This window comes from Streptomyces otsuchiensis, from assembly GCF_004305975.1.
GTDB lineage: Bacteria > Actinomycetota > Actinomycetes > Streptomycetales > Streptomycetaceae > Streptomyces > Streptomyces otsuchiensis.
In genome coordinates this window covers 1-24,229 of the sequence record NZ_BHZI01000054.1, presented here as the reverse complement: position 1 = coordinate 24,229, position 24,229 = coordinate 1, and the positions used below count along the sequence as shown (strand labels likewise).

The 24,229-nt window shown below is 73.9% G+C and carries 13 protein-coding genes and 1 pseudogene; 3 read left to right on the top strand and 11 right to left on the bottom strand.

Annotated elements, in window-relative coordinates; all coding sequences use genetic code 11:
• Positions 1-254 (top strand): transposase (locus tag E0D90_RS26515; protein WP_369008419.1); only part of this gene is annotated, 254 nt, incomplete at its 5' end.
• 431 nt (positions 255-685) lie between these two features.
• On the opposite strand, the gene E0D90_RS07805 is transcribed toward E0D90_RS26515, so the two are convergent.
• The 4 genes from E0D90_RS07805 to E0D90_RS07790 all read right to left on the bottom strand — a co-directional run bounded on the left by E0D90_RS07805 (position 686) and on the right by E0D90_RS07790 (position 3,190).
• Complete coding sequence (locus E0D90_RS07805; RefSeq protein WP_103502973.1) at positions 686-874, bottom strand: hypothetical protein; 189 nt, start codon at positions 872-874, stop codon at positions 686-688.
• 65 nt (positions 875-939) lie between these two features.
• Positions 940-1,128: a hypothetical protein gene (locus tag E0D90_RS07800; protein WP_103502972.1), complete on the bottom strand. Its 189-nt coding sequence runs from the start codon at positions 1,126-1,128 to the stop codon at positions 940-942.
• A 113-nt stretch (positions 1,129-1,241) separates the two neighbouring features.
• A complete protein-coding gene (locus E0D90_RS07795) occupies positions 1,242-1,421 on the bottom strand; it encodes a hypothetical protein (RefSeq protein ID WP_103529471.1) in 180 nt (59 codons plus the stop codon).
• A gap of 623 nt (positions 1,422-2,044) precedes the next feature.
• Complete coding sequence (locus E0D90_RS07790) at positions 2,045-3,190, bottom strand: ferric reductase-like transmembrane domain-containing protein (protein ID WP_227870068.1); 1,146 nt, start codon at positions 3,188-3,190, stop codon at positions 2,045-2,047.
• A gap of 470 nt (positions 3,191-3,660) precedes the next feature.
• Here E0D90_RS07790 and E0D90_RS07785 point away from each other — a divergent pair, with 470 nt between their 5' ends.
• The gene (locus E0D90_RS07785) at positions 3,661-4,878 is read left to right on the top strand and encodes a metallophosphoesterase (RefSeq protein WP_130797131.1); all 1,218 of its coding nucleotides are present in this window, start codon (positions 3,661-3,663) and stop codon (positions 4,876-4,878) included.
• A gap of 167 nt (positions 4,879-5,045) precedes the next feature.
• Here E0D90_RS07785 and E0D90_RS07780 read toward each other — a convergent pair whose 3' ends face one another.
• Positions 5,046-6,227: a macrolide family glycosyltransferase gene (locus E0D90_RS07780; protein ID WP_130797130.1), complete on the bottom strand. Its 1,182-nt coding sequence runs from the start codon at positions 6,225-6,227 to the stop codon at positions 5,046-5,048.
• A 726-nt stretch (positions 6,228-6,953) separates the two neighbouring features.
• Between E0D90_RS07780 and E0D90_RS07770 the strand changes: the two genes are divergently transcribed.
• Positions 6,954-7,616: a class I SAM-dependent methyltransferase gene (locus E0D90_RS07770; RefSeq protein ID WP_130797129.1), complete on the top strand. Its 663-nt coding sequence runs from the start codon at positions 6,954-6,956 to the stop codon at positions 7,614-7,616.
• A 58-nt stretch (positions 7,617-7,674) separates the two neighbouring features.
• On the opposite strand, the gene E0D90_RS07765 is transcribed toward E0D90_RS07770, so the two are convergent.
• The 6 genes and pseudogenes from E0D90_RS07765 to E0D90_RS07740 all read right to left on the bottom strand — a co-directional run.
• Positions 7,675-8,727 (bottom strand): HAD-IIIC family phosphatase, encoded by a 1,053-nt coding sequence (locus tag E0D90_RS07765; RefSeq protein ID WP_130797134.1) that lies wholly within the window; start codon positions 8,725-8,727, stop codon positions 7,675-7,677.
• A 131-nt stretch (positions 8,728-8,858) separates the two neighbouring features.
• Positions 8,859-9,980: an acyl-CoA dehydrogenase family protein gene (locus tag E0D90_RS07760; RefSeq protein WP_130797133.1), complete on the bottom strand. Its 1,122-nt coding sequence runs from the start codon at positions 9,978-9,980 to the stop codon at positions 8,859-8,861.
• Between the two features lie 97 nt (positions 9,981-10,077).
• Complete coding sequence (locus E0D90_RS07755; RefSeq protein WP_130797128.1) at positions 10,078-10,380, bottom strand: acyl carrier protein; 303 nt, start codon at positions 10,378-10,380, stop codon at positions 10,078-10,080.
• A complete protein-coding gene (locus E0D90_RS07750) occupies positions 10,377-11,273 on the bottom strand; it encodes a 3-hydroxyacyl-CoA dehydrogenase family protein (protein WP_103502991.1) in 897 nt (298 codons plus the stop codon). The genes E0D90_RS07755 and E0D90_RS07750 overlap by 4 nt, the downstream gene beginning before the upstream one ends.
• Positions 11,270-17,485 (bottom strand): annotated as a pseudogene (locus tag E0D90_RS07745) (type I polyketide synthase); the annotation flags it as partial. The pseudogene E0D90_RS07745 and the gene E0D90_RS07750, both read right to left, overlap by 4 nt.
• A gap of 25 nt (positions 17,486-17,510) precedes the next feature.
• A partial coding sequence (locus E0D90_RS07740; RefSeq protein WP_130797126.1) for a type I polyketide synthase occupies positions 17,511-24,229 on the bottom strand: 6,719 nt, incomplete at its 5' end.

Here is a 24,229-nt window from a genome sequence, read left to right as displayed (position 1 = left end):
AGGGCTACGACAGCAACCCCAACCGCCGCGAACTGCGAAGACGCCGCATCCTCCCGGTCATCTCCCGCAAAGGCCAGGCAGACATCCACGGCCTGGGCAAGCTCCGCTACGTCGTCGAGCAGACCTTCGCCCTCCTTCACCACTTCAAGCGCCTGGCAACCCGATGGGAACGCCGACTCGACCTCCACGACGCACTCGTCTCCCTCGCCTGCTCACTCATCTGCTTCAGACGCCTGAAGAAGGCCACACCATGATCGTGTTACGAGCTCTAAAAGAAAGGAAGAGAGGTACCGCAGAAGATGGCTCGCACATCTGGGGCCCGGCGGATACGGGTCGGCCGTCACAGCGGAGCGCGTAGGGAGAATTGCGCGCGGGTGAGAGAAGGGAGATGTGGGAGCGACGGGGGGAAGAGGCCGGGGGACGGCAAGGATGACGCCGGCACACAGCCGCGGTGCCCCGCCCGGTCCGGGCGGCCGTGGTGGCCGTCCGGACCGGGCCGGCGCGTCGCCCTCAGCGGTCACTGCACCGCTTCGGGGAACCGTGAGCGCCCGGTCTCGGCGCTGCTTCTCGCGGGAGGCCGGGGCGGGCGAGGCCCGGGGCACTTCCCCGGGGTGTCACGCGAGTCGGCTCCTGAGGTGGTGGGGGTCGACCGTCGTCCAGCCGAACGGCGGTTGATCTCCCCTGTTCAGCTGATGACCGGCTCGCGGGAGCCCGCGGCCAGGGTGACGGTCATGCCGATCACCACGCCCGCGGTGAACATGGCCGGGGTGGCCAGCACCGCGGAGCCCTTGCCCCGGTTCTCACCGGCGCTGTTCTCACGGAGGTCACCCAGGTCGGAGCTGTCCAGGTGCTGGGCGATCTTCGTCTCGCGCATGTCTGTCTGCCTTTCGGTGGTGTTCGGTGGTGGGTTTGGTGGTGGGTCTCGGTGGTGACGCCGGGTCAGCTGATGACGGGCTCGCGGGAGCCCGCGGCCAGGGTGACGGTCATGCCGATCACCACGCCCGCGGTGAAGACGGCCGGGGTGGCCAGCACGGCCGCGCCCTGCCCACGGGTCTCACCCGCGGTGTCCTCGGCGAGGCCGCCCAGGTCGGCACCGTTGATGTTCTGAACCAGCTTGTTCTCACGCATGGGGATGTCCTTTCGGAAAACGTGGATTGGTTGACGGTGGCGCGGTGGTGCGGTGGCGCTCCCCCGGGCCGGCCGGGGGCCGCGGCCGGGGGTGGTGCGTGGAGTGAGCGCCGTCAGAGGATCTCGGGCTCACGGCTGCCGGCGACGGTGACCCGCTGGCCGCAGGTGATGATCGTCACCGACGCGGTGACCGGCGTGGACAGCACTGGCAGGCCGGTCTCCCGGGCCATGCCCTGGTAGTCCTCGTGGAGGGGTTCGATTCCCTCCAGCTTTCCCTCGATTCCATTGAGCATGGCGTTCACCTTCCTGGGTGATGATGCGTGATCACGAGAGAGACGGATAACCGATGGTGATCCAGGTGAATTCATCTCTCCCGACCGATGGCTGTTCACCGGTCAGGACCGGGTTCCGCATGATGCTCGCTTCTCCCTGACCTTTTTCTCCGGCGCTTCTCCGGCACTCATTACGATGCCAGCGGACAACGGCCGCTGGAAGAAATCCCGTTGTCCGGATGCTGCAGAGCGGCTGCCACTTGCTGCCGCCCCGGGGCGTAGCCGCAGGAGGCGGCGACGAAGGTCACGGGCGCGCTTCGGCCGACGCCCCCGGACACGGAACAGACCCCTCTGCGTGGAACCGGGTCCGGGGGTTGCGCATCGGGGTCGGCGGCCCCGGTCGATCCCTTCGCGTCGGCCACGCCGACGCCAGGTCAGCCGCCGCCCCAGGGCACGACCGCCGGCGTGCGCGCCGGGGCCTCCGGCCGGCCGTGGCTGACCGGAGGGCCACACGTGCGACGGAGCCCGGCAAGAACGTCATGAGGCCCGGGGGCCGGTGATCCGCGCTCGCTGAGAGGTGAGCGGGTGGCGCGACCGCCGGGCACACCAAGATGAGCGGAACTGTCAGCGACGGAGCGGACGGGTCAGTCGGCCGGACCGTGCCCGGTGGCCCCCTCGCCCGCGGTGTTCTCCGCTTCCGACCGCGCCGGCGAGGACCGCCGACCGGGTTTGCGGGAAGGCCGGAGGCGGTACGCCGTGGCGATGACGATCGCCGTCAGCGCGGCGAGGCCCACCCAGAGGACCCAGGGCTCGGGCCAGGTGCCCGGCAAGGTGCCGCCCGGTGTCCGGCCACCGTCCACACCCGACACCACCACTGCCAGCAGCCCTGCCACCGCGGCCACCACGCACAGTCGGCCCAGCAGCCGCGCGGAGACCGTGGGCCACCCCCGCCGGCGTCCGTCCCCCGGCCGCAACCGCTCCGACGGCCGCGCCGGCCGGACCAGACGCAGCAGCAACAGCAGACCGAGCGGGACCTGGAGCGCCCACACCAGCGTGCGGAAGGCGCCGTCGAACCAGACGCTCGTCCCGTACAGCAGCGTGTGCCAGACGCTGAGCACGTAGACCACGATGATGAAGCGGTGGAGAGCCCGCCACATGCGCGCCCCGGTGGCGTGGCGGAAGTAGTACGCGAGGCTCAGGGGGATCGCCAGGTAGAAGGCGAGCAGACCGATGAGGATGGCGAGGCGGCCGGTCCCGGAGGGGTAGTAGCCCGGCACGAAGCTCTCGGCGAACGCGGAGCCGACGCGCCCGACCCAGGAGCCGGAGTCCGCGTGATCGGAGCGGACGAACTCCAGGAAGAGCATGAAGGCGTGCAGGAACATCAGCGCGATGGTCGTCAGGCTGGTGGTGCGGTGCAGCTTCTCGGCGCGCGTGGCGGTCAGCCAGGTCCACGGCGGTCTGCTGCCGGATCGGAGAAGGCCCAGCAGTACGGTGACGTAGGCCCACAGCAGGGCGGACCATCCAAAGGCCTGGCAGAGCCAGTACATCCAGTGCTGCGGGTCGGCCAGGTGTGGCATCACCTCGACCGTGGAAGAGGTGCCGTTCTCCACCCGGACCCACAGCCAGACGAATATGAGCCCGGTGGCCAGGAGTGCCAGAGTGGCGTCCGGCAGGGTCGCACGCAGATCGGCACGGAGCCCGGCCCGGTCAAGACGAGATCGCCGCCGCGGGCCCGATCCCGCGGGCGCCGGCGCACTGTCATCCATGTCGGGAACCACTGGGCTTGCCATGTGCCTCACGCTCCTCAGATCACTCGAATCGTGCGCTCCGCAGAACCTACGCGAGTGAACCGCCCCGGGGCAGTGGCCGCTTGGGGATCGCAACGCGGTCGATACTCCCGGTGCGCCCTGTGCACACGGTGGGTCCGCGGGGTGGCCGCGCCACGCCCTTCAGGGCGACCCCGGACCGCGACTCAGGGCAGCACGCCGACATGAGCCTTCGGGCAGGCCGGACCCCTCCGCGGCACGCACCGTGTTGCCATCGGTGGGGGACCCACCGGAACCTGCGGGCCCGCAAGGAACGCGACGACGGACAATGGGTTGTCCAGGAGACTCGGGCGGTTGAGCCCGGAGCGGGAATCAGGGCATGGGCGGCGGCTCACCCCAGGGCCATTGGCGGACGGCCGGTACGAAGACCCTGCCGGGCCACCGCCCGGCTCCACTCCGGGCACGATCCGCCCGACAGAACCTCAGGAGGAAGCGTGACCGAGACCAGCGACACCCGATCCGCCGCCGGAGCGGCGGAAGGGGAGCCACGGAGCCGAGTGCAGCGCCTGATGCGCTACCTCCCCCTGGTCGCCCCCGTCCTGCTGTGGGCCGTTCCGTGCTGGGTACTGCTGCACACCGGTCAGCACTGGCCGCTTCCCGTCGCGCTGACCGGCACGGCGCTGTTCGCCCTCGGCCTGGTCGGTATGCCGCTCGCGATGGTGCGCGGCCACGGCCGGCGCCAGGAGGACCGGGCGGCGATCGTCGGTGACACGCTGCTGGGCGGCGTCTGGGTCCTGTTCACCTGGTCCGTCCTTCTCGGCGTCCTGCTACGGCTCGCCCTGACCGTGGCCGGTGTCGGTGACGGACAGGACAGGGCGCGCATCGTCACCTGGGCCGTCCTCGGCGTGGCTGCCGTGCTGCTGGCCTGGGGGTACGCCGAGGCCAGACGTGTGCCGCGCGTGCGCCGGCTCGACGTGCGACTCCCGCGTCTGGGAGCGGGACTGGACGGCACCCGGGTCGTCCTGATCACCGACACCCACTACGGCCCGCTCGATCGCGCCCGCTGGTCGGAACGGGTCTGCGAGACCGTGAACACCCTGGAGGCCGACCTGGTCTGCCACACCGGCGACATCGCGGACGGCACGGCCGAACGGCGCCGCGCTCAGGCCGCCCCGCTGGGCACCGTGCGGGCGACCCGGGCCCGCGTCTACGTCACCGGCAACCACGAGTACTACAGCGAGGCCCAGGGCTGGGTCGACCTGATGGACGAGCTGGGCTGGGAGCCGCTCCGCAACCGTCATCTGCTGCTCAAACGCGGCGGTGACACCCTGGTGGTCGCCGGCGTCGACGACGTCACCGCCGAGTCATCCGGGCTGGCGGGCCACCGCGCCCACCTCGCCGGAGCGCTCGACGGCGCCGATGCCGACCTCCCGGTCCTCCTCCTGGCCCACCAGCCCACGTTCGTCGACCGCGCGGCGGCCCACGGCGTCGACCTCCAGCTCTCGGGCCACACCCACGGCGGCCAGATCTGGCCCTTCCACCACCTGGTCCGGCTCGACCAGCCGGCCGTCGCCGGTCTCAGCCACCACGGCGCCCGCACCCTCCTCTACACCAGCCGGGGCACCGGCTTCTGGGGCCCGCCGTTCCGCGTCTTCGCGCCCAGCGAGATCACCCTGCTCGTCCTCCGCTCCCCGCAGCGGTCCACCGGGTGAGACCGTCGGGTGCCGTCGTAACGTGCTCCCCACGCGCATCGCCGCGCTCGACGAACCGCCCCTGAGCTGAACGGGACGCCGCAGGCGGTGCGCGGCGCCGTCCACTGACCGCCGGATCCGCCGCGGCCCTCTCGGACCGCCGGGCGGACCGCACGGAAGCGCGACGGTCAGCCGTTGGCGACGATGCGGCGCTCCACGGCGTCGGCGGCGACGGCGGGGCCGTCGACGGCGCGCAGCGCCTCCTTCATGGCGCGTACGCGCTCGGCGACCGCCGCGTCGGCGGCGACGGCGTCCACGGAGGCCCGCAGGCTCTCCGCGGTGACCTCCTCGCGCGGCAGGTGGCGGCCGAGGCCCAGCTCTTCGACGCGCAGGGCGTTGGCGCGCTGCTCGTTCATCTGCGGCACGGCGACCATGGGCACACCGTGGTACAGGGACTCCATGGTGCTGTTCATGCCCGCGTGTGTCAGGAAGACATCGGCGTGCCGCAGCACGTCGAGCTGCGGGACGTGGCGCCGGATCTCGAAATTGGCCGGCACGTCCCCCAGATCAGCGGGGTCGATGTGGTCGCCGAGCGCCATGACCACGTCCCGGTGGGAGTCGCCGAACGCCTGCAGCGCGAGGGAGAAGAACTCCGGCCAGCCGGTGGAGGCGGTGCCGAGGGAGATCAGCAGGACGGGCCGCTCGGCCGACTTCGGCTTCCAGGAGCCCTGGAAGGTGGAGCGGTCCTTGATGCTGGGGCCGGCGAAGACGAAGCGGTCGTCGAAGGTATCGCCCTCGTAGTGGAACTCGCGCGGCAGGAAGATGACTCCGGTCTCCGCCACGTCGGTGACGAAGGCGCCCATGTCGCCCGGCAGGCCGAAGGTGGGCAGCAGGGCGGTGATCCGCTCGATCATCTCCAGGATCCTGGGGTCGTCGGGCGCCGACCACGGGTACTTCGCCGCGATGTTGAAGGTCTCGCTGACGCCGTAGGACGGGAAGAGCCGGACGGCGGGCAGCTCGTGCTCGGAGGCGTAGAAGCGGGCGCCCCAGGCCATGAAGTCGTGCACGACGACGTCAGGGCGGTCGTCGCCGTAGTAACCGCTGACCTGCTGGTGGAGGGCGATGGCCTCGTCGAGACAGCGCAGGCCCTCGCCCGCCATCATCTCGTCGTTGTACGGGCTTCGGTAGAACTCTCCGAACGGCGACTCGTAGACGATGGGCGTGGCGCCGGCGGCCTTGATGGCCGGGACGAAGAACTCCGTCGCCGTGCAGGTGACCCGGTGGCCCCGCTTCACCAGCTCCTCGACCACACCGAGGGTGGGGTTGACGTGGCCGACGGCCGGAAAGTTGAAGAAGGCGATGTGAGCCATGTTTCTCCTTGTTCGGTGCCGCTCGGACGACGTGTGGCACGGTCGGTGGGTGGGTGGCGCGGGTGGACGCCGCACGTCCGGTGAGGCACGGGTGTGGTGGGTGTGGGCGCCTCGGCCGCCGCGAGGTGAATGGTCAGCCCGCACGTCGTGATCAGCGCTGGAGACGGAAGCGTCGCCTTGCGGGCGCCTTCCTCGGACACGCCCTCACCCCTCGCCCGCGTGTCACGGGCGTAGTCCAGGAGGGGCGGCCGGCGTTCCTTCGTCCCAACCTCGTTGGCACAGCGCTTCGTTGTGTCATCGCGGGTGAGGCTGCCACAGCTCGCGGGCGCTGTCGCGCGATTTGGACGCCGCGCGGGCGAACGGCCGGCCATCGCCCTGCCCCGCCACGACTTGGGAGAGCCGCCGGACCGCCACCGGGCCGCGGACCCCGCCACCGCCACCGCTGACCGCGTCGAAGCGCTGCGCCCGCGCCGCCGGCCATGTCGTGCGGGGCGCGGGGAGTCGGGTGTCACGCGCGGTCTCGTGACGGACCTTCACCGGAGGAAGACGCACAACCGGCAGTCGACAACACAGGCACACAAGGGCGCGAAACGCGTAGCGCGGCGGGTTATCGGACATCTTTCGCCATTGCCCGGATGATTCAGGTCCCGGCCCCGGTATTCGCTGTTACGGTCGTGAAAGCGTTGCCCCCTTTTCGCGCACAGCCAGGAGACGAGGGTTGCCCTCATGGCCCATCAGACGGATTCCACCGACACTCTCCTCGCGTACGTCAGGGATGTGTCCCTTCGTGACGACGAGATCCTGAGAGGGCTGCGGGAGGAAACGGCGCGGCTGCCCGGTGGTGCGAGCATGCAGGTCATGGCGGAGGAGGGTCAGTTGCTGGCCCTGCTCGTCGGGCTCACCGGAGCCCGGTCGGTGCTGGAACTCGGCACCTTCACCGGGTACAGCGCGTTGTGCATGGCCCGGGCCCTGCCCGCCGACGGCTCGGTCGTGACGTGCGACATCACCGACCGGTGGCCCGAGGTCGGTGCCGCGTTCTGGAGGCGGGACGGCCTCGATGACCGGATCGAGCTGCGCGTCGGGGACGCGACGGACACCCTGGACGAGCTGTTGGCGGAGCGGGGCGCCGGAGCTTTCGATCTCGTGTTCGTCGACGCCGACAAAACCAACTACCGGACCTATTACGAGAAGTCGCTCGATCTCACCCGGAGTGGCGGTCTTCTGGTCATCGACAATACGCTGTACTTCGGACGCGTAGCGGACCCGGAATTCGACGACGCCGACACCGTGGCCGTTCGCGAGCTCAATTCGGCGCTCGCCACGGACGAGCGCGTTGACATATCCATGCTTCCGATGGCGGACGGCATCACTCTGGTCCGTAAACGCTGAGCGCGGGGCCGGGGCGGCCTCGGTTCGCGTCGCGCGTACCGGGGCCGTCCCGGCCGAGTCAGGCCAGAGCGACCGCGCTCACTCTGGTCGTCGTTGACGCCGGTCTCGGCGCGGGCCGCAGATGCAGGCGCTGGAGGCCGTCGGCAGCTCCCGGTGGGAGGGCGGCCGCGCAGGAGCACGGGTCGTCGTCCAGGAAGCCGGCGAATCGGTAGGCGATCTCCATCATCCGGTTGCGCTCGGTCGGCCGGAAGTCGGCCACCAGGTGGGTGCCCGCACGGGCCGCCTCGTCGATGAGCCAGTTGAGGATCGTCGCGCCCGCGCCGAACGACACCACGCGGCACGAGGTCGCGAGGAGTTTGAGGTGCCATGTCTCGGGGTGGCGCTCCAGGAGCAGGACGCCGATCGCGCCGTGCGGGCCGAAGCGGTCGGTGAGGGTGACCACCAGGATCTCGTGGCCGGGGTCGGTGAGCAGGCGGCGCAGGTCGCCGTCGGAGTAGTGCACGCCGGTGGCGTTCATCTGGCTGGTGCGCAGCGTGAGTTCCTCGACGCGCGACAGCTCCTCGTCGGTGGCGCGGCCGATTCGCAGCTCCAGCTCCAGCGTGCGCAGGAACTCCTCGTCCGGCCCGTCGGCCTCGGCTCGGGCGGCCTCACGCCGGAAGCCCGCCTGGTACATCTGGCGTCGCCGCCGGGAGTCCACCGTCTGCGAAGAAGGCGTGAACTCCGCTCTCGCAGGCAGGAGTTGCGCGGACTCGGCCTCGTAGCAGCGGACCTCGGGCAGGTGGTAGGCCACCTCGGCGCGTTCGGTGGGCCGGTCGTCGATGAAGCCGATGGTGGTCAGGGCGAATCCCAGTGTGTCGGCGATCTGCCGCACGGAGTCCGACTTGGGGCCCCAGCCGATCCGGGGCAGCACGAAGTACTCGGCGATGCCGAGGCTCTCCAGGCGTGCCCACGCCGTCTCGTGGTCGTTCTTGCTGGCGACGGACTGGAGGATGCCGCGCGAGTCCAGTTCCACGACGACGTCGCGGATCGCGTCCGGCAGGGTCACCTCGTCGTCCTCCAGGAGGGTCCCCTGCCACAGGGTGTTGTCGAGGTCCCAGACCAGGCATTTCAAGACGGGGCTGGAGTGCGCGCCCGGCGGGCCCTGCCCCACCAGGTTCGCCGCGGGCGCGGTCACCGCCGTGTTCGCCGCCGCCGTGTTCGCCGCGGGCGTGTTCGCTCCGGTGGTCGTCACTGCGATTCCCTTCACACGGTCCGGTCGAGGACGTGCCGGGCCAGCATCAGCTGGCACATCTCGTTACTGCCTTCGATGATTTCCATCAGCTTGGCGTCACGGTGGGCGCGGGCCACCACATGCCCGTCCCGGGCTCCGGCAGAGGCCAGTACCTGGACGGCGGTGGCCGCACCGCGGGCCGCGTTGCCCGCGCTGATGTGTTTGGCCAGGACGGCGGCGACGACCTGTTCCGGTGAGCCCTCGTCCCAGCAGCGCGAGGCGTGCTCGCAGGCCCGGGTGGCGGTCTGCTCGGCGACGAGCAGCTCGGCGAGATGGCGGGCGACGAGTTGGTGCTCGCCCAGGGGGACACCGAACTGCTCGCGCGTCACGGCGTGCCGGGCGGCAGCCGTCAGGCAGCCGCGCAGGATGCCGACGCACCCCCAGGCCACGGACATGCGGCCGTAGGCGAGGGCGGTGGTGACCAGCAGCGGCAACGGCAGCGGTGAGCCGCCGAGGACGTGCGCGGCCGGGACCCGCACGGCGTCCAGGGTGATGTCGGCGTGCCCGGCCGCGCGGCAGCCGAGCGGATCGGCCACGCGGGTGACGCGGACGCCGGGGGTGTCGGCGGGGACGACGACGGCCACCGCCTCGCCCGCGTCGTCCGCGCCCGCATCGCCGTCGTCCTCGCCGGCCTCGCTGTATCTGCCGAACAGGACGAGCAGGTCGGCGTAGTGCGCGGCGGTGACCCAGACCTTGTGTCCGTCGAGGACGACCGTGTCGCCCTCACGGCGCACCCGGGTCGTCATGGCGGACAGGTCGCTTCCGGCGCCGCGTTCGCTGAACCCGGCCGCCGCGAGGTCGCCGCCGGTGAGCCGGGGCAGGAACGCTGTACGCTGCTCGTCGGTGCCGAAGCGCTCGACGGTCCAGGCCGCCATGCCCTGCGAGGTCATCACGGACCGCAGCGAGCTGCACAGGCTGCCGACGTGCGCGGTGAACGCGCCACCGGCGGCGCTGGAGAGGCCACGCCCGCCGTACGCGTCCGGGACCTGGGCACACAGCCACCCGGCGGCGCCGAGCTTGCGCAGCAGGGCGACGGGAAGCAGCCCCGCACGGTCCCAGCCGTCGGCCTCACCGGCCACCAGGGCGGTCACCATGGCGGCCGGCTCCCCCGGTGAGTTCTCCCCGCCCGATGAGAGCTGAGTGTCCGGGGAGAGCTCGCGGTCCGGGGCGGGCGAGTCGCTCAGCGGCAGGTCACGCATCGGCGGTTCCTCCGGCGGCCGCCGTACGGAGACGCTCCACGAGTGCCGTCATCGAGGTGACCGTGCGGAAGTTGTCCAGCCGCAGGTCGGCGCCGCGGATGGAGATGCCGAAGGTCTTCTCCAGGTGGACGACGAGTTCCATCGCGAACAGCGAGGAGAGTCCGCCGGAGGCGAAGAGGTCGGTGTCGGTCTTCCAGGGGCGCTTGGTCCGCGCCTCCAGGAAGCGCAGGATCTCCTTCTCGGTGGCCTCGTTGGCCTCGGTGGTCCCGGTGGCCCCGGTGTCGAAGCTGCTCATCGGTTCTCCTCCTGGTATGCGTAGAATCCGCGGCCGGTCTTGCGGCCGAGCTGGCCCTGCCGGACCTTGTCGAGCAGCAGTTCACAGGGGCGGGAGCCCTCGTCCCCGGTGTGCTGGTGCAGAACGCGCAGTGAGTCGACCAGGTTGTCGATGCCGATCAGGTCGGCGGTGCGCAGTGGGCCGGTGGGGTGTCCGAGGCAGCCCTCCATGAGGGCGTCGACGGCCTCGGCCGTCGCGGTGCCCTCCTGCACGACCCGGGCGGCGTCGTTGATCATGGGGTGCAGGACGCGGCTGGTGACGAACCCGGGGGCGTCTCTCACGACGACCTGGTTGCGGCCCAGGACGTCGAGCAGGGCGCCGACCGCGGCCATGGTGCTCTCGCCGGTCCGGGCTCCCCGGATGACCTCGACGGTCGGGATCAGATAGGGCGGGTTCATGAAGTGGGTGCCGGCGACGTCCTCGGGGCGCTCCGCGTGGCCGGCCAGTTCGTCGATGGGGATGGATGAGGTGTTCGAGATCAGCGGGGTGCCGGGGCGCACCCGGGCCGAGATGTCGGCCAGCGCCTTGGCCTTGAGTTCGGCGATCTCGGTGATGGCCTCGACGACGGCGGTGGCGTCACCGACGCCGTCGGTGGTGGTGGCCAGGTGGAGAGCCCGGGTGTCGGCGGCGGCCGGGAGGCGGCCCATCAGCTGGGCCATCCGCAGCTCCCGGTCGATGTCGTCCCGGGCCCGGTCGAGCCGCTCCTCGTCGAGGTCGACGAGGAGTACCGGTACCCCGTGTCCGAGGGCGAGTGCGGTGATGCCCACCCCCATGACCCCGGCGCCGAGGACGGCGATCCGGTGGGGGCCGGCGGCCGGGTGCGGGTCGGGGGCGGTGTGCGGTGCTCGCGTCATGCGCCTCTCTCCTGGGTGCTGGTGGGACGTCGGGGTGCGGTGGTGCCGGCGACGGGGGTGAGGACGGTGCCGAGCCAGTCGGTGACGGCCCTGGCGGTGGTGCCGACGTGTTCCTCCATGAGGGAGAAGTGGTCGCCGGGTACGTCGACGACGCTCTGGGCGGTCGGCCAGGTCGCGCGCCAGTCGCCCGCGGCGGGGTCCGGTGCGCCGAGCGGTTCGGCGGCGCGGACGAGGAGGGTGGGTGCCTTCACGGCGGGAGGCGTCCAGCGCTCCAGCAGGCGGAAGTAGCGGCCCATGGCGGTGAGCCGGGTGCCGTCCATGGGGGCGGCCCGTTCCTCGCGCGCGAACATTCCGCCGATCAGTACGTCGTTGAACTGCGTCATCCCTTCGTTGTCCGAGAGATAGGTGTCGAGCAGCACCACGGCGGCCGGGCCGGCGCCCAGTTCCTCCAGGCGGGCCGCGACGCCGTGCGCGAGGGTGCCGCCGGAGGAGGAGCCGGTCAGGACGAGGGGCCGGTCGCCGAGTTCCGCACGCAGGGTGCGTGCCTGGAAGTCCAGGAGTGCGGACATCTCGGCCGGGACGGGTTCACCCGGCAGGAACCCGGGGGCCGCCAGTGCGCTGACGCCGTAGCGGTCGCGGAAGCCGGCGGCGAAGCGGGCGTACTGGTGCGCGCCGCCGAGCGCGACGACGGAGCCGAAGCAGACCAGCTGCGGTGCGCTGTCGTCGCGGCACAGCCGCAGCAGCTCGGGTCTGGCCGCCGCGGCGAGGAGTTCGTCTCCGGTGCGGAAGTCCGGGCGGAGGGCGGCGGCGTGCTTGAGCAGGGCGATGCCCTCGTCCACCCGTCCCAGTTCACACGCCTGCCGGAACAGGGTGCCGACGGGATCGGTGCTCGCGGTGCGCCCGGTCGCGGGCCGGGCCTCGTGTGCGGACGCCGTGGCCAGTTCGGTGCGCAGCAGCTCGGCGAGGCGGGCCGGGGTGCCGCTGTCGAGAACGGCGGTGGGGCGAAGGCGCAGGCCGGTGCTGGTGGCGAGCCGGTTGCGCAGTTCGACCGCGGTCAGTGAGTCGAAGCCGACGGTGAGGAACGCGTCGTCCGGGCCCAGGACATCGGACGGGGCGTGGCCGAGCACGTCGGCGGCCTGGCCCAGGACGAGGTTGAGCAGGATGGGCCCGTGCTCCTCGGTGGCGGCGGTGGCGAGGCGCTGCCGCAGCCGCGTGCTGTCGGCGCCGGCGCGGGGCGCGGCCGGTGCTCTGACGAGGGAGCGCAGGATGGGTGGCACGGTCTGGCCGCGGTAGGCGGCGAGGTCGAGGTGGACGGGGACGAGAACGGGCGTGCCGGCCGCGGAGTGGGCGAGCGCGCTGTCGAACAGCGCCGTGCCCTCGGACGCGGTGAGGCCGCGCGCGCCGCTGCGACGGATGCGCCGCAGGTCGGTGACGGACAGGTTGGCGGTCAGGCCGGTCCGCTGCTCCCACAGGCCCCAGGCCAGTGAGGTGGCGGGCAGGCCCAGGCGGTGCCGCCGTGTCATGAGGGCGTCGAGTGCGGCGTTGGCCGCGGCGTACGTGGACTGGCCGGGGCTGCCGAGGACTCCGGCGGCCGAGGAGTAGACGACGAACGCCGTCAGCTCCGCGTCCCGGGTGAGGTCGTGCAGATGGTGGGCGCCGTCCACCTTGGGCCGCAGCACGGCACTCAGCCGTTCGGGGGTCTGTGACTCCAGCAGGCCGTCGTCGAGGACGCCCGCGGTGTGCACGACGGCACGCAGCGGGTGTTCGGCCGCGATCCCGGCCAAGAGCTGGGCGAGGGCTTCGCGGTCGGCGACGTCACAGGCCGCGACGGTCACGTCGGCGCCCGCCTCCCGCAGCTCTTCGTCCAGTTCGGCCACTCCGGGGCTGTCGGCGCCCGCGCGCCCGAGAAGCAGCAGATGGCGTACGCCGTGCCGGGTGACGAGGTGGCGGGCGAGGATGCCGGCGAGCACGCCGCCCCCGCCGGTGAGCAGGACGGTGCCGTCCGGGTCGAACAGCCCCGCACCGCTTCCGGGGGCCGGCGCGGCACGGACCAGCCTCGGTGCGTACAACGTGTTCTTCCTGAGCGCGAGTTGGGGTTCGTCGGTGGCGAGAGCGGTGGCCAGGTGCTCGGCCGTCGCCGCCGGGTCGTCGGTGTCCAGCAGGACGAACCGGCCGGGGTGTTCGAGCTGGGCCGAGCGCAGCAGGCCCCAGACGGCGGCGGAGGCGGCGTCCACGGGCTCCTCGCCGGGCCCGGCGGCGCCCCGGGTGAGGACGACCAGCGGGACGCTTGCGGACGCGGCGTCCGCGAGCCAGCCGCGCACGCGGCCCAGTACGGTCGCGGTGGCGGCGTGCACCGCCTCGGGCGTGCCGGCTCCGCCCGGCGGCGGGCAGGGCAGGACGACCGCGTCCGGCCCGTCGGCCGCCCGGGTCGTGGCGCCGAACCCTTCCGGCAGCAGCCGGGCGTCGTGCTCCCCGAGCACCTTCCACCGGCGGTGTGCGGGTGGCGTCGGAGGCTGCTCAGCCGGGACCCAGTCGACGCGGTAGAGCGAGCGGTCCGGGGCGCGCGGACCGTCGTAGGTGGCCGTCCGCAGGGTCAGCGACCCGATGTCCGCGACGAGCCGGCCGTCCTCGCCGGTGATGCGCACGCTCACAGCGTCGGAGCCCTCGGTGCCGTCGGTGCCCGCGGTGCGCAGCAGGACGCGCAGGGTGCGTCCCGCACCTGGGCCGAGCGTGACCCGGCTCCACGAGAACGGCAGCGGCACGCCGTCATCTCCCGCCGCCGCGGCACGGAGGCCGGCCGTCTGGAGGGCCGCGTCGAGCAGCGCGGGGTGCACGGAGAAGTCGTCCGTCAGGCCGTCGGGCAGGGTCACTTCAGCGAGGATGTCCTCGCCGTGGCCCCAGGCGGAGCGCAGGCCCCGGAAGGCGGGGCCGTACGCGACGCCCCTGGACTCCAGGGCGTCGTGGAGGTCGTCGACGCTCAGCGGCCGGGCGCCCTCGGGCGGCCAGACGGTGGACGGGGCAGGCGCGGGGACCTCCGCAGTGCCGGGTGCGAGGTGCCCGCTCGCGTGCTGGGTCCAGTCCTGGCCCAGCGCCTCCTCGGGCCGGGAGTGGAACGCGATCGCGCGGCGTCCGTGCTCGTCGACGGGTTCGACGGTGAGGCGTAGCTGGACGCCCAGGGCCTCGTCGGCGGCGGGCAGGACCAGCGGGGCGGCGAGGGTCAGCTCCTCGACCTGCCTGCCCTCGAGCAGGCCGCCGGCGTGGGCCGCCATCTCCAGGAAGGCCACGCCGGGCAGCAGGACGGTGCCCGAGACGGCGTGGTCGGCGAGCCACGGACGGGCGGCCGTCGACAGCCGCCCGGTGAAGAGGGTGCCGCCGCCCGGCAGGTCGACGGCGGCGCCGAGCAGGGGGTGCCCGGGGTCGCTCTGCCCGGCGGTGGCCGGGTCGCCGCCGGGGGCGGGCGCGTCGAGCCAGTAGCGCCGCCGCTGGAAGGAGTACGTGGGCAGGTCGGCGCGGCGCGCCCCGGTCCCCTCGAACGCGGGCCGCCAGTCGACCGGGAGGCCGGCCGCGTACGCCTCGCCCAGGGCGAGCAGCAACCGGCGCCGGCCGCCCTCGTCGCGACGCAGGGTGCCGACGACCTCCACGTCGTGGCGGCCGGCGTCGGCCGCCGTGTCCGCGATGCCGTAGGTGAGCGTGGGGTGGGGGCTGACCTCCAGGAAGGTGCGGTGGCCGGCGTCGAGCAGCCGCCGCACGGCCGCGTGGAAGCGGACCGGCTCGCGCAGGTTGCGGTACCAGTACCCGGCGGTGATCCGGTCGGCGGTCAGCCAGTCGGCGTCGACGGCGGAGAGCAGCGGCACCTGGGGCGTGCGCGGGGTGATGCCGGCGAGCACGGTGCTCAGTTCGTCCCGTACGGCGTCGACGGCGCCGGAGTGCGAGGCGAAGTCGACGGGGATGTTCCAGGCCATGACGTCCCGCGCCGCCAGGTCCGCGACCAGCTCACGGACGGCCCTGGACGGGCCCGCGACGACCACGACCCGCGGGCCGTTGACGGCCGCGACCGTCACCTCCGGGCCGCGCTCGGCCAGGAGCCGCTCGGTCTCCTCCCCCGACAGCATCAGGGTGGCCATGCCGCCCGCGCCGGTGACGCCGGCCAGCGCCCGGCTGCGCAGGGCCGACACCCTCGCCGCGTCCTCCAGGGTGAGGGCTCCGGCGACACACGCCGCCGCGACCTCCCCCTGGCTGTGCCCCACGACCGCCGCGGGCTCGACGCCATGGGCGCGCCACACGGCGGCGAGCGAGACCATCACGGCGAACAGCGCGGGCTGCAGATGCTCGACGCGGTCCAGGGCCGGGGCGCCCGGCGCGCCGCGCAGCGCCGCGCTCAGCGACCAGTCGAGGTACGGGGCGAACGCCCGCTCGCAGTCGGCCACGCGGGCGGCGAACACCGGGGAGGCGGCCAGGAGTCCGGCCGCCATGCCGGGCCACTCGGCGCCGAGCCCGGGGAAGACGAACACCGCCTTGCGGCCGCCGCGCGGGGCGGTTCCGGTGGCGCCGTCGGCCAGGAGGTCGCCGCGCGCCACCGCGCCGAGGGCGTCGAGGAGTTCGGCGCGGCCGGAGCCCACGACGACGGCACGCTCGGTGAACCGGGAGCGGCCGGTGGCCAGGGAGAGGCCGATGTCGGCGGGGCGCGCGGCCGGGTCGGCCAGGACGTGGGCGTGCAGGGCGGCGGCCTGTCCGCGCAGTGCCGCCGGGCCCCTGGCGGAGATCGGCCACGCGACGGGGCCGTCGTACTCCTCGCCCTCGGCCGCCGGTTCCTCCGGTGCCTGCTCCAGGAGGAGGTGGGCGTTGGTGCCGCTGGCCCCGAAGGAGGAGACCCCGGCGCGGCGTGGGCGGCCCGTGTCGGGCCACGGCGTCGCGGCGGTGAGCAGGGAGACGGCGCCCTCCGTCCAGTCGACCTGCGCCGTGGGCCGGTCGATGTGCAGGGTGCGGGGCAGCAGCCCGTGACGGAGGGCGAGGACCGTCTTGATGACGCCGCCGACTCCGGCGGCGGCCTGGGTGTGCGTGAGGTTCGACTTGAGGGAGCCGACCCACAGGGGCCGCTCCGGGGGCCGCCGCAGCCCGTAGGCGGCGAGCAGGGCCTGCGCCTCGATGGGGTCGCCGAGCACGGTGCCGGTGCCGTGTGCCTCGACGGCGTCGACCTCGTCCGGGGTGAGTCCGGCGTTCGCCAGGGCCTGGCGGATGACGCGTTCCTGGGCGGGGCCGTTGGGCGCGGTCAGGCCGTTGCTCGCCCCGTCCTGGTTGACGGCGGAGCCGCGGATCACGGCGAGCACCGGGTGACCGCCGCGGCGGGCGTCCGAGAGGCGCTCCAGGAGGACCATGCCGGCGCCTTCGCCGAAGCCCGCACCGTCGGCGGCGGCGGCGAAGGACTTGCAGCGGCCGTCCGGTGCGAGACCGCGCTGCCTGCTGAAGCCGACGTAGAAGCCGGGCGTCGCCATCACAGTGACGCCGCCCGCCAGTGCCAGGGTGGCGTCGCCCGCCCGCAGGGCCTGGCACGCGAGGTGGAGGGCGACGAGCGAGGAGGAACAGGCGGTGTCCAGGGTGATGGCGGGCCCCTCCAGGCCCAGGGTGTAGGCGACGCGGCCGGAGGCGACGCTGGCGATGGAGCCGGTGCCGAGGAAGCCCTCCAGTTCCTCGGGTACGCGCGCGAGGCGGGAGCCGTACTCGCTGTAGATGACGCCCGCGTAGACGCCGGTGCGGCTTCCCTTGAGGGTGAGGGGATCGATGCCCGCGCGCTCGATCGCCTCCCAGGAGGTCTCCAGCAGGAGGCGCTGCTGCGGGTCCATGGCGAGGGCCTCGCGGGGCGAGATCCCGAAGAAGCCGGGATCGAAGGCGCAGGCGTCGTGGAGGAATCCGCCCTCGCGCGTGTACGAGGTTCCCGGCGCGTCCGGGTCGTCGTCGAAGACGCGGTCGAGGTCCCAGCCCCGGTCGGAGGGGAAGCCGGTGACGGCGTCCCGTTCCTTGACCAGCAGCTCCCACAGGTCCTCGGGGGAGTCGACACCGCCGGGGAAGCGGCAGCTCATCGCGATCACGGCGATCGGTTCGCGGGCTCCGTCGGCCTCGTCGGCCTCGTCGGCGAGCCTGCTGTTCTCCCGGCGCAGGCGCTGGTTGTCGAGGAGAGAGGCCCTCAGGGCCTCGACCACTCGGTCCGTGGACATGTTCTTCCCTTCTTTCCGCGCCGGATCAGGCACGCTCGCCGCCGCCAAGTGCCATCCGCACGAGGTCGTCCGCTTCCATCTCCCTGATCGCGTCGGGGTCGTCCGCGAGGTCCGTTCCCGGGCGGCCGGCTCCCGCTGGCTCGGCTCCCGCGGGGTCCGCTCCCCCGCTGTCGTTCTCGGCGAGCCGGAGCACCGCGTCCAGCAGGCCGGCCTCGCGCAGGCGCGTCACCGGGACGGCGGCGAGCCGGCGTCGCAGCTCCCGGTCGCCGTCCGGGCGGTCGGGCGCTGCGGGTTCGAACGGTTCGGCGGGTTCGGACGGTTCGGCGGGTTCGGCAGCCGGGGCGAGGCGGGTGGTCAGGTAGGCGGCCGTGGCGGCCGGGGTGGGGTGGTCGAAGACGAGGGTGGCGGGCAGGCGCAGGCCGGTGGCGGCGTTCAGCCGGTTACGGAGGTCGACGGCGGTCAGGGAGTCGAACCCGAGGTCCTTGAACGCCTGCTCCGGGTCGATCGCCTCGGGGCCGCCGTGCCCGAGGACGTCGGCGACCCGGCCCCGTACCAGCTCCTCGATCCGCTCCCCGCGTTCCTCCGCGCCCAGGGGCGCCAGCCGGTCACGCAGCGAGGCCGCCTGAGCGGCGTCGGCCGCGGCGGCGAGGGGGCGGGCGCCGCGCACCAGGCCGCGCAGCAGCGGCGGCACGGGGCCGCGTGCGGCGCCCGCGCGCAGCCGCGCGGTGTCCAGCCGTACGGGCACCAGCAGGGCGTCGCCGAGGCGCAGCGCCGCGTCGAACAGCGCCAGGCCCTGGCTGTCGGAGAGCGCGGCGACACCGCCGTGTGCCATCCGCCCGAGTCCGGTCCCGTCAAGGGTGCCGGTCATCTCGCTGCGTTGTTCCCACAGACCCCAGGCGAGGGACTGGGCGGGCAGGCCCGCGGCGGCGCGGCGCTCGGCCAGGGCGTCGAGGTAGGCGTTGGCGGCGGCGTAGTTGGCCTGGCCCGCGTTGCCGATGACGCCTGCCGCGGAGGAGAAGAGGACGAACGCGGAGAGCGGAAGGCCGCGGGTCGCCTCGTGCAGGGCCAGGGCCGCGTCGACCTTGGGCCGCAGGACGCGGTCGAGACGGCCGGGGGTGAGCGAGGTGACGACGCCGTCGTCGAGGACACCGGCGGCGTGCACGACGCCGGTCAGGGGGTGGTCGGCCGGCACGCCCGCCAAGAGCTCCGCGACGGCGGCCGGGTCGGCGACGTCGCAGGCCGCGAACCGCGCCTCGGCGCCGAGGCGCCGGAGGTCGGCGAGGAGCGCCGCGGCCCCGGGCGCGTCGGCCCCGCGCCGCCCGGCCAGGAGCAGGTGTCCCACCCCGTACCGGGCGGCGAGGTGCCGGGCCACGAGCCCGCCGAGTACGCCGCCGGCGCCGGTGACCAGGACGGTGCCGTCGGGGTCCAACGGCGCGGGGCGGCCGGCCGGTTCCTCCGCCGGGACCCGGGTGAGGCGGGCGGCGAGCAGTCTGCCGCCGCGTACGGCCAGTTGGGGTTCGTCGAGCTCCAGGCCGGCGGGCAGCAGGGCGACCGCGTCTTCCCGGTCCGGCGCGTCGACGAGGACGAAGCGGCCGGGGTGCTCGTGCTGCGCCGAGCGCACCAGGCCGCGCGCCGCCGCGCCCGCTGGGTCGCTCGGGCTGTCGCCCGGTCCCGTGCGTACGGCGCCGCGCGTGAGGAACACCAGACGGGTGTCGGTGAACCGGTCGTCGGCGAGCCAGCTCTGGAGCAGCGCGAGGGTGGTTCCCACCACGGCCCGTACGGCGGGCGCGTCGTCCCCGTCGGCCGTGGCGCACGGCACGAGGACCACGTCGGGCACAGGTGCCCCGCCGTCGACGGCCGCGGCGAGGGAGGCGAGGTCCGGGTAGGTCTCGGGCAGCGGGATGCCCGAGCCGAGGGCGGCCAGGCGGCCGGTCGCAACGGGGCCGGTTGCCGGGGTGGGCAGGGGCGACCACTCCAGGCGGTACAGGGAGCCGTCGGCCGCCGGCGCCGCGGCGGCTCGCAGCGCGTCGGCGTCGACGGGCCGGACGGCGAGTCCGGTCACCGTGATCACCGGCCGCCCCGAGGGGTCGTGAGCGGTGAGGGAGAGGCCACCGTCGGGGTCCGGGGAGAGGCGGACGCGCAGTGCGGTGGCTCCGGAGGCGTGCAGGGTCACCCCGGTCCAGGCGAACGGCAGCCGTGCGGTGCCCGGTGCCGGCTCAGGTCCCGCGCTGGCGCCGGGTGCCAGCCACAGCCCTTGGAGCGCCGCGTCCAGCAGGGCGGGGTGGATGCCGAAGGCGGTGGCCGCCGCGTGCTGGTCCTCGGCCAGGCGTACCTCGGTGTACAGGTCGTCGCCGTGCCGCCAGGCCGCGCGCAGCCCCCGGAAGGCGGGGCCGTAGCCGTATCCGGCGGCGGCGAAGCGGTCGTAGAGGTCCTGGACGTCGACGGGCTCGGAGCCGGCGGGAGGCCGGCTCGCCTCCCGCGCCGGGGCCTCTTCGCCCGCTGCTTCGGCCAGTACACCGGAGGCGTGCGGCGTCCACGGCGCGTCGGCGGCGTCCGGCCGTGCGTGGATGTCCACGGTGCGACGGCCGGTGACGTCCGGGGTACCGACCCTCACCTGGAGCCGCACGCCGCCGGTCGCGGGCAGTACCAGCGGGGCCTGGAGCGTGAGTTCCTCCAGGACGGGGCATCCGGCCTCGTCCCCGGCGCGGACGGCGAGCTCCACGAACGCGGCTCCGGGCAGCAGCACGATCTCCGACACGGCGTGGTCCGCGAGCCAGGTGTGGGTGCGCGCCGAGATCCGTCCGCTGAGCAGCGTCTCGCCGGTGTCGGCGAGCTCGACGGCCGCGCCCAGGAGGGGGTGTCCGGTCGTGCCGAGGCCCGCTGCCGTGACGTCGCCGCCGGTGTCCGGTGCGGGAACCGCCCAGTAGGGCCGGTGCTGGAAGGCGTAGGTGGGCAGCTCCACGCGGCGGGCGGCGGTGCCCGCGAACAGCGGCGCCCAGTCGACGGGTACGCCGTGCGCCCAGGCCGCGCCGAGGGAGAGGAGCAGCCGTTCCATGCCGCCCTCGTCGCGCCGCAGCGTGCCGAGCACGGCCGCTTCGGCACCCGCCGACTCCAGGGTCTCCTCCACGGCCGGGACGAGGACCGGGTGCGGGCTCACCTCCAGGTACCTGCGGTGGCCGGCGGCGGCCAGGGCACGGACGGCGGATTCGAAGCCCACGGTCCGGCGGAGGTTGGCGTACCAGTAGTGGGCGTCCATCGTCGTCGTGTCCAGCCAGCCGTCCGTCACCGTGGAGTACAGCGGGACGTCCGCCGCGACGGGCTCGATGTCCGCCAGGGCGGTGGTGAGTTCGGCTTCGAGGGCTTCCATGTGGGCGGAGTGGGACGCGTAGTCGACGTCGACGCGCCGGGTCCGCACGCCTGCCGCCTCACTCGCCTCCACGAGCTCGTGCAGGGCGTCCGCGTCTCCGGAGACCACCACCGCCGAGGGCCCGTTGACGGCCGCCACCGACAGGCGTCCCTCCCAGGCCGCGATCAGCTGGACGGCTCGTGGCTCCGGTACCGCGAGCGACACCATGCCGCCGTGCCCGGCGTGCCGGGCGATGGCACGGCTGCGCAGGGCGACGATCTTCGCCCCGTCCTCCAGTGTCAGCGCCCCGGCCGTCACGGCGGCGGCGATCTCTCCCTGGGAGTGCCCCACCACCGCGTCCGGGACGACGCCGTACGCCCGCCACAGCCGCGCGAGGGACACCATCACGGCGAAGAGCACGGGCTGCACCACATCGACGCGGTCCAGGCCGCCGCCGTCGCGCACCACGTGCAGCAGCGACCAGTCGACGTACGGGGCGAGCGCGTCCCCGCAGGCGTGCAGGGCGTCGGCGAATTCGGCTGACTCCTCAAGGAGTTGGCGGGCCATGCCGGTCCACTGCGAACCCTGGCCGGGAAACATCAGAACGGTGCGCCCGTCCGGTTCGGCGACGCCGCCGGCGGCGGGGCCGGCTCCCGCGGCCCATGCCTCCAGCGCGGGCAGCAGCCGGTCGTGGCCGCCCACGAGGACGGCGCGGTGCGGGAAGGCGGTGCGTCCCGCGAGGGAGAGGGCGATGTCCGCCGCGTCGGCCGGGTGGGTCCGGGTCAGGTGGTGGAGCAGGCGCCCGGCCTGGTCGCGCAGCGCCTCCGCGGACCGGGCCGACAGGCACCAGGGGACGACCGGCGCCTCGCGTGCTGGTCCGGGCTCCAGTGCCCCGGGCTCCCGTGCCGCCTGCTCCGGCGCCTGTTCCAGGACGACATGGGCGTTGGTGCCGCTGAGCCCGAAGGAGGACACGCCCGCGCGGCGCGGCCGGCCGGTCTCGGGCCACGGTTCGGCTTCGGTCACGAGCGCGACTTCGCCCTCGGTCCAGTCCACGTGGGTGGTGGGCCGTTCGGCGTGGAGCGTCGCGGGGACGGTGGCACGGCGCAGGGCCAGCACCGTCTTCATGACGCCCGCGACGCCGGAAAGGGCTTGCGTGTGGCCGATGTTGGACTTCAGGGAGCCGATCAGGAGGGGCCGCCCCTCGGGCCGGTCCCGGCCGTAGGTGGCCAGGAGCGCCTGCGCCTCGATGGGGTCGCCCAGGGTGGTGCCGGTGCCGTGGGCCTCCACCACGTCGATGTCGGCGGCGGACAGGCCCGCGTCGGCCAGGGCGGCGCGGATGACGCGCTGCTGGCTGGGCCCGTTGGGGGCCGACAGGCCGTTGCTGGCACCGTCCTGGTTGACGGCGGAGCCGCGCAGCACCGCGAGGACGGGATGGCCGCGGCGGCGGGCCTCGCTCAGCCGCTCGACGAGCAGCACACCCGCTCCTTCGCCCATGCCCATGCCGTCGGCGTCGTCCGCGAACGCCTTGCACCGGCCGTCGGCCGCGAGACCGCGCTGCCGCGAGAAGCTGATGAGGGCTCCGGGGGTCGCCATCACCGCGACGCCGCCGACCAGGGCCAGCGAGCAGTCCCCCGCCCGCAGCGCGCGGGCCGCCAGGTGCAGGGCCACCAGGGAGGACGAGCAGGCGGTGTCGACGGTGACCGCCGGGCCCTCCAGGCCGAGGGTGTAGGCGACACGCCCGGAGACGACGCTGGGGGCGCTGCCGGTCAGCAGATGGCCCTCGCCCTCGGCGGAACGGGCCACCGCGGCGCCGTAGTCGCTGTAGTTGACGCCGGTGAAGACACCGGTGCGGCTGCCGCGCAGCGTCTCGGGGTCCAGGCCGGCGCGTTCCAGGGCCTCCCAGGAGGTCTCCAGCAGGAGCCGCTGCTGCGGGTCCATGGAGAGCGCCTCGCGCGGCGAGATACCGAAGAAGGCGGCGTCGAAGTCGGCGGCGTCGTGCAGGAATCCCCCGCGCCGGGTGGTCGAGGTGCCCGGGTGCTGCGGATCGGGGTCGTAGAGCGCCTCAAGGTCCCAGCCGCGCCCGGTCGGGAACCCGGTGACCGCGTCGCCCCGGTCGGCGAGGAGCTGCCAGAGCTCCTCCGGCGAGGTGATTCCGCCGGGCAGGCGGCAGCCCATGGCGACGATGACGATCGGCTCGTCGGTGGCCTCGGGCCGGGAGCCCTCCGCCGACGCCGCCGCCTCCGACGCCGTCTCGTCCGCCGTCTCCTCCGCGCCGAGCAGGCGGGCCTTCAGGTGGGCGGCGAGTACGGCGGCCGACGGGTGGTCGAAGACGAGGGTGGACGGCAGCCGCAGGCCGGTCGCCCTGTTGAGGCGGTTGCGGAGTTCGACCGCGGTGAGGGAGGCGAAGCCCAGTTCCTGGAACGCCTTGGCGGGCGGTACGGCTTCGGCGCGGTCGTGGCCGAGGACGGCGGCGGCGTGGCCGCGGACCAGGTCGAGCAGCAGCCGGTCCTGCTCGGCGGCCGGCCGCAACGCGGTGAGCCGCCGCCGCAGTTCGGAGGCGGCCGGGGCGTCGGTGTCGCCTTGTCCCTGGAGGGCGCGGCGGGCTTCGGGGAGTGCCCTCAGGAGCGGGCTGGGGCGGCGGGAGGTGAACACCGGGGCGAACTGCTTCCAGTCGACGTCGGCGACGGTCACCAGCGTCTCGTCGTGGTCGAGGGCGTGCTGGAGCGCGCCGAGCGCCCGTGTGTCGTCGATCCGGGGCAGGCCGTGCTCCTCAAGGTTGAAGAGGCCGGTGTCGTCGGTGGGCGCGGTGCCTTCCCCGGTCGGTGCCCCGGCCCGCCAGATGCCCCAGTCGACGGTGGTCGCCCGCAGGCCGCGGCCACGCCGGTACTGGGCGAGGGCGTCGAGGTGGGCGTTGGCCGCGGCGTAGGCGCCGTGGTCTCCGCTGCCCCAGACGCCCGCGATCGAGGAGAACAGCACGAACGCGTCGAGCTCCCGGTCGAGCAGCGCGTCGAGGTGCGCCGCGCCCGCTGCCTTGGCGGCGACCACGCGCTCGTAGGCCGCCACGGGGACGGTTTCGAGGGGGGCGAGCGCGATGTACGCGGCGGCGTGGACGACGGCGGTGACGGGCGTGCCGTCCGCTTCGAGCCCGGTGAGGAGCCGTTCGACCTGGTCACGGTCGGCGAGGTCGCAGACGGGCATCGCCAGGGTGGTACCGGACGCGGCGAGTTCCGCGCGGAGTTCGGCCGCGGCCGGCACCTCCTCCCCGCGCCGCCCGGGCAGGACGAGGTGGGTGGCGCCGCCGCGGGCGAGCCAGCGGGCCAGGCGCGGTCCGAGGGCCCCGGTGCCGCCGGTCAGCAGCACGGTGCCCCGGGGTTTCCAGGCACGCTCGGGACGGGCGC

Bases quoted from the DNA above. Each gene is read 5' to 3' on its own strand.
- E0D90_RS07805 (WP_103502973.1), bottom strand. From the start codon at position 874: ATGCGCGAGACGAAGATCGCCCAGCACCTGGACAGCTCCGACCTGGGT.
- E0D90_RS07800 (WP_103502972.1), bottom strand. From the start codon at position 1,128: ATGCGTGAGAACAAGCTGGTTCAGAACATCAACGGTGCCGACCTGGGC.
- E0D90_RS07795 (WP_103529471.1), bottom strand. From the start codon at position 1,421: ATGCTCAATGGAATCGAGGGAAAGCTGGAGGGAATCGAACCCCTCCAC.
- E0D90_RS07790 (WP_227870068.1), bottom strand. From the start codon at position 3,190: ATGGCAAGCCCAGTGGTTCCCGACATGGATGACAGTGCGCCGGCGCCC.
- E0D90_RS07780 (WP_130797130.1), bottom strand. From the start codon at position 6,227: ATGGCTCACATCGCCTTCTTCAACTTTCCGGCCGTCGGCCACGTCAAC.
- E0D90_RS07770 (WP_130797129.1), top strand. From the start codon at position 6,954: ATGGCCCATCAGACGGATTCCACCGACACTCTCCTCGCGTACGTCAGG.
- E0D90_RS07760 (WP_130797133.1), bottom strand. From the start codon at position 9,980: ATGGTGACCGCCCTGGTGGCCGGTGAGGCCGACGGCTGGGACCGTGCG.
- E0D90_RS07755 (WP_130797128.1), bottom strand. From the start codon at position 10,380: ATGAGCAGCTTCGACACCGGGGCCACCGGGACCACCGAGGCCAACGAG.
- E0D90_RS07750 (WP_103502991.1), bottom strand. From the start codon at position 11,273: ATGACGCGAGCACCGCACACCGCCCCCGACCCGCACCCGGCCGCCGGC.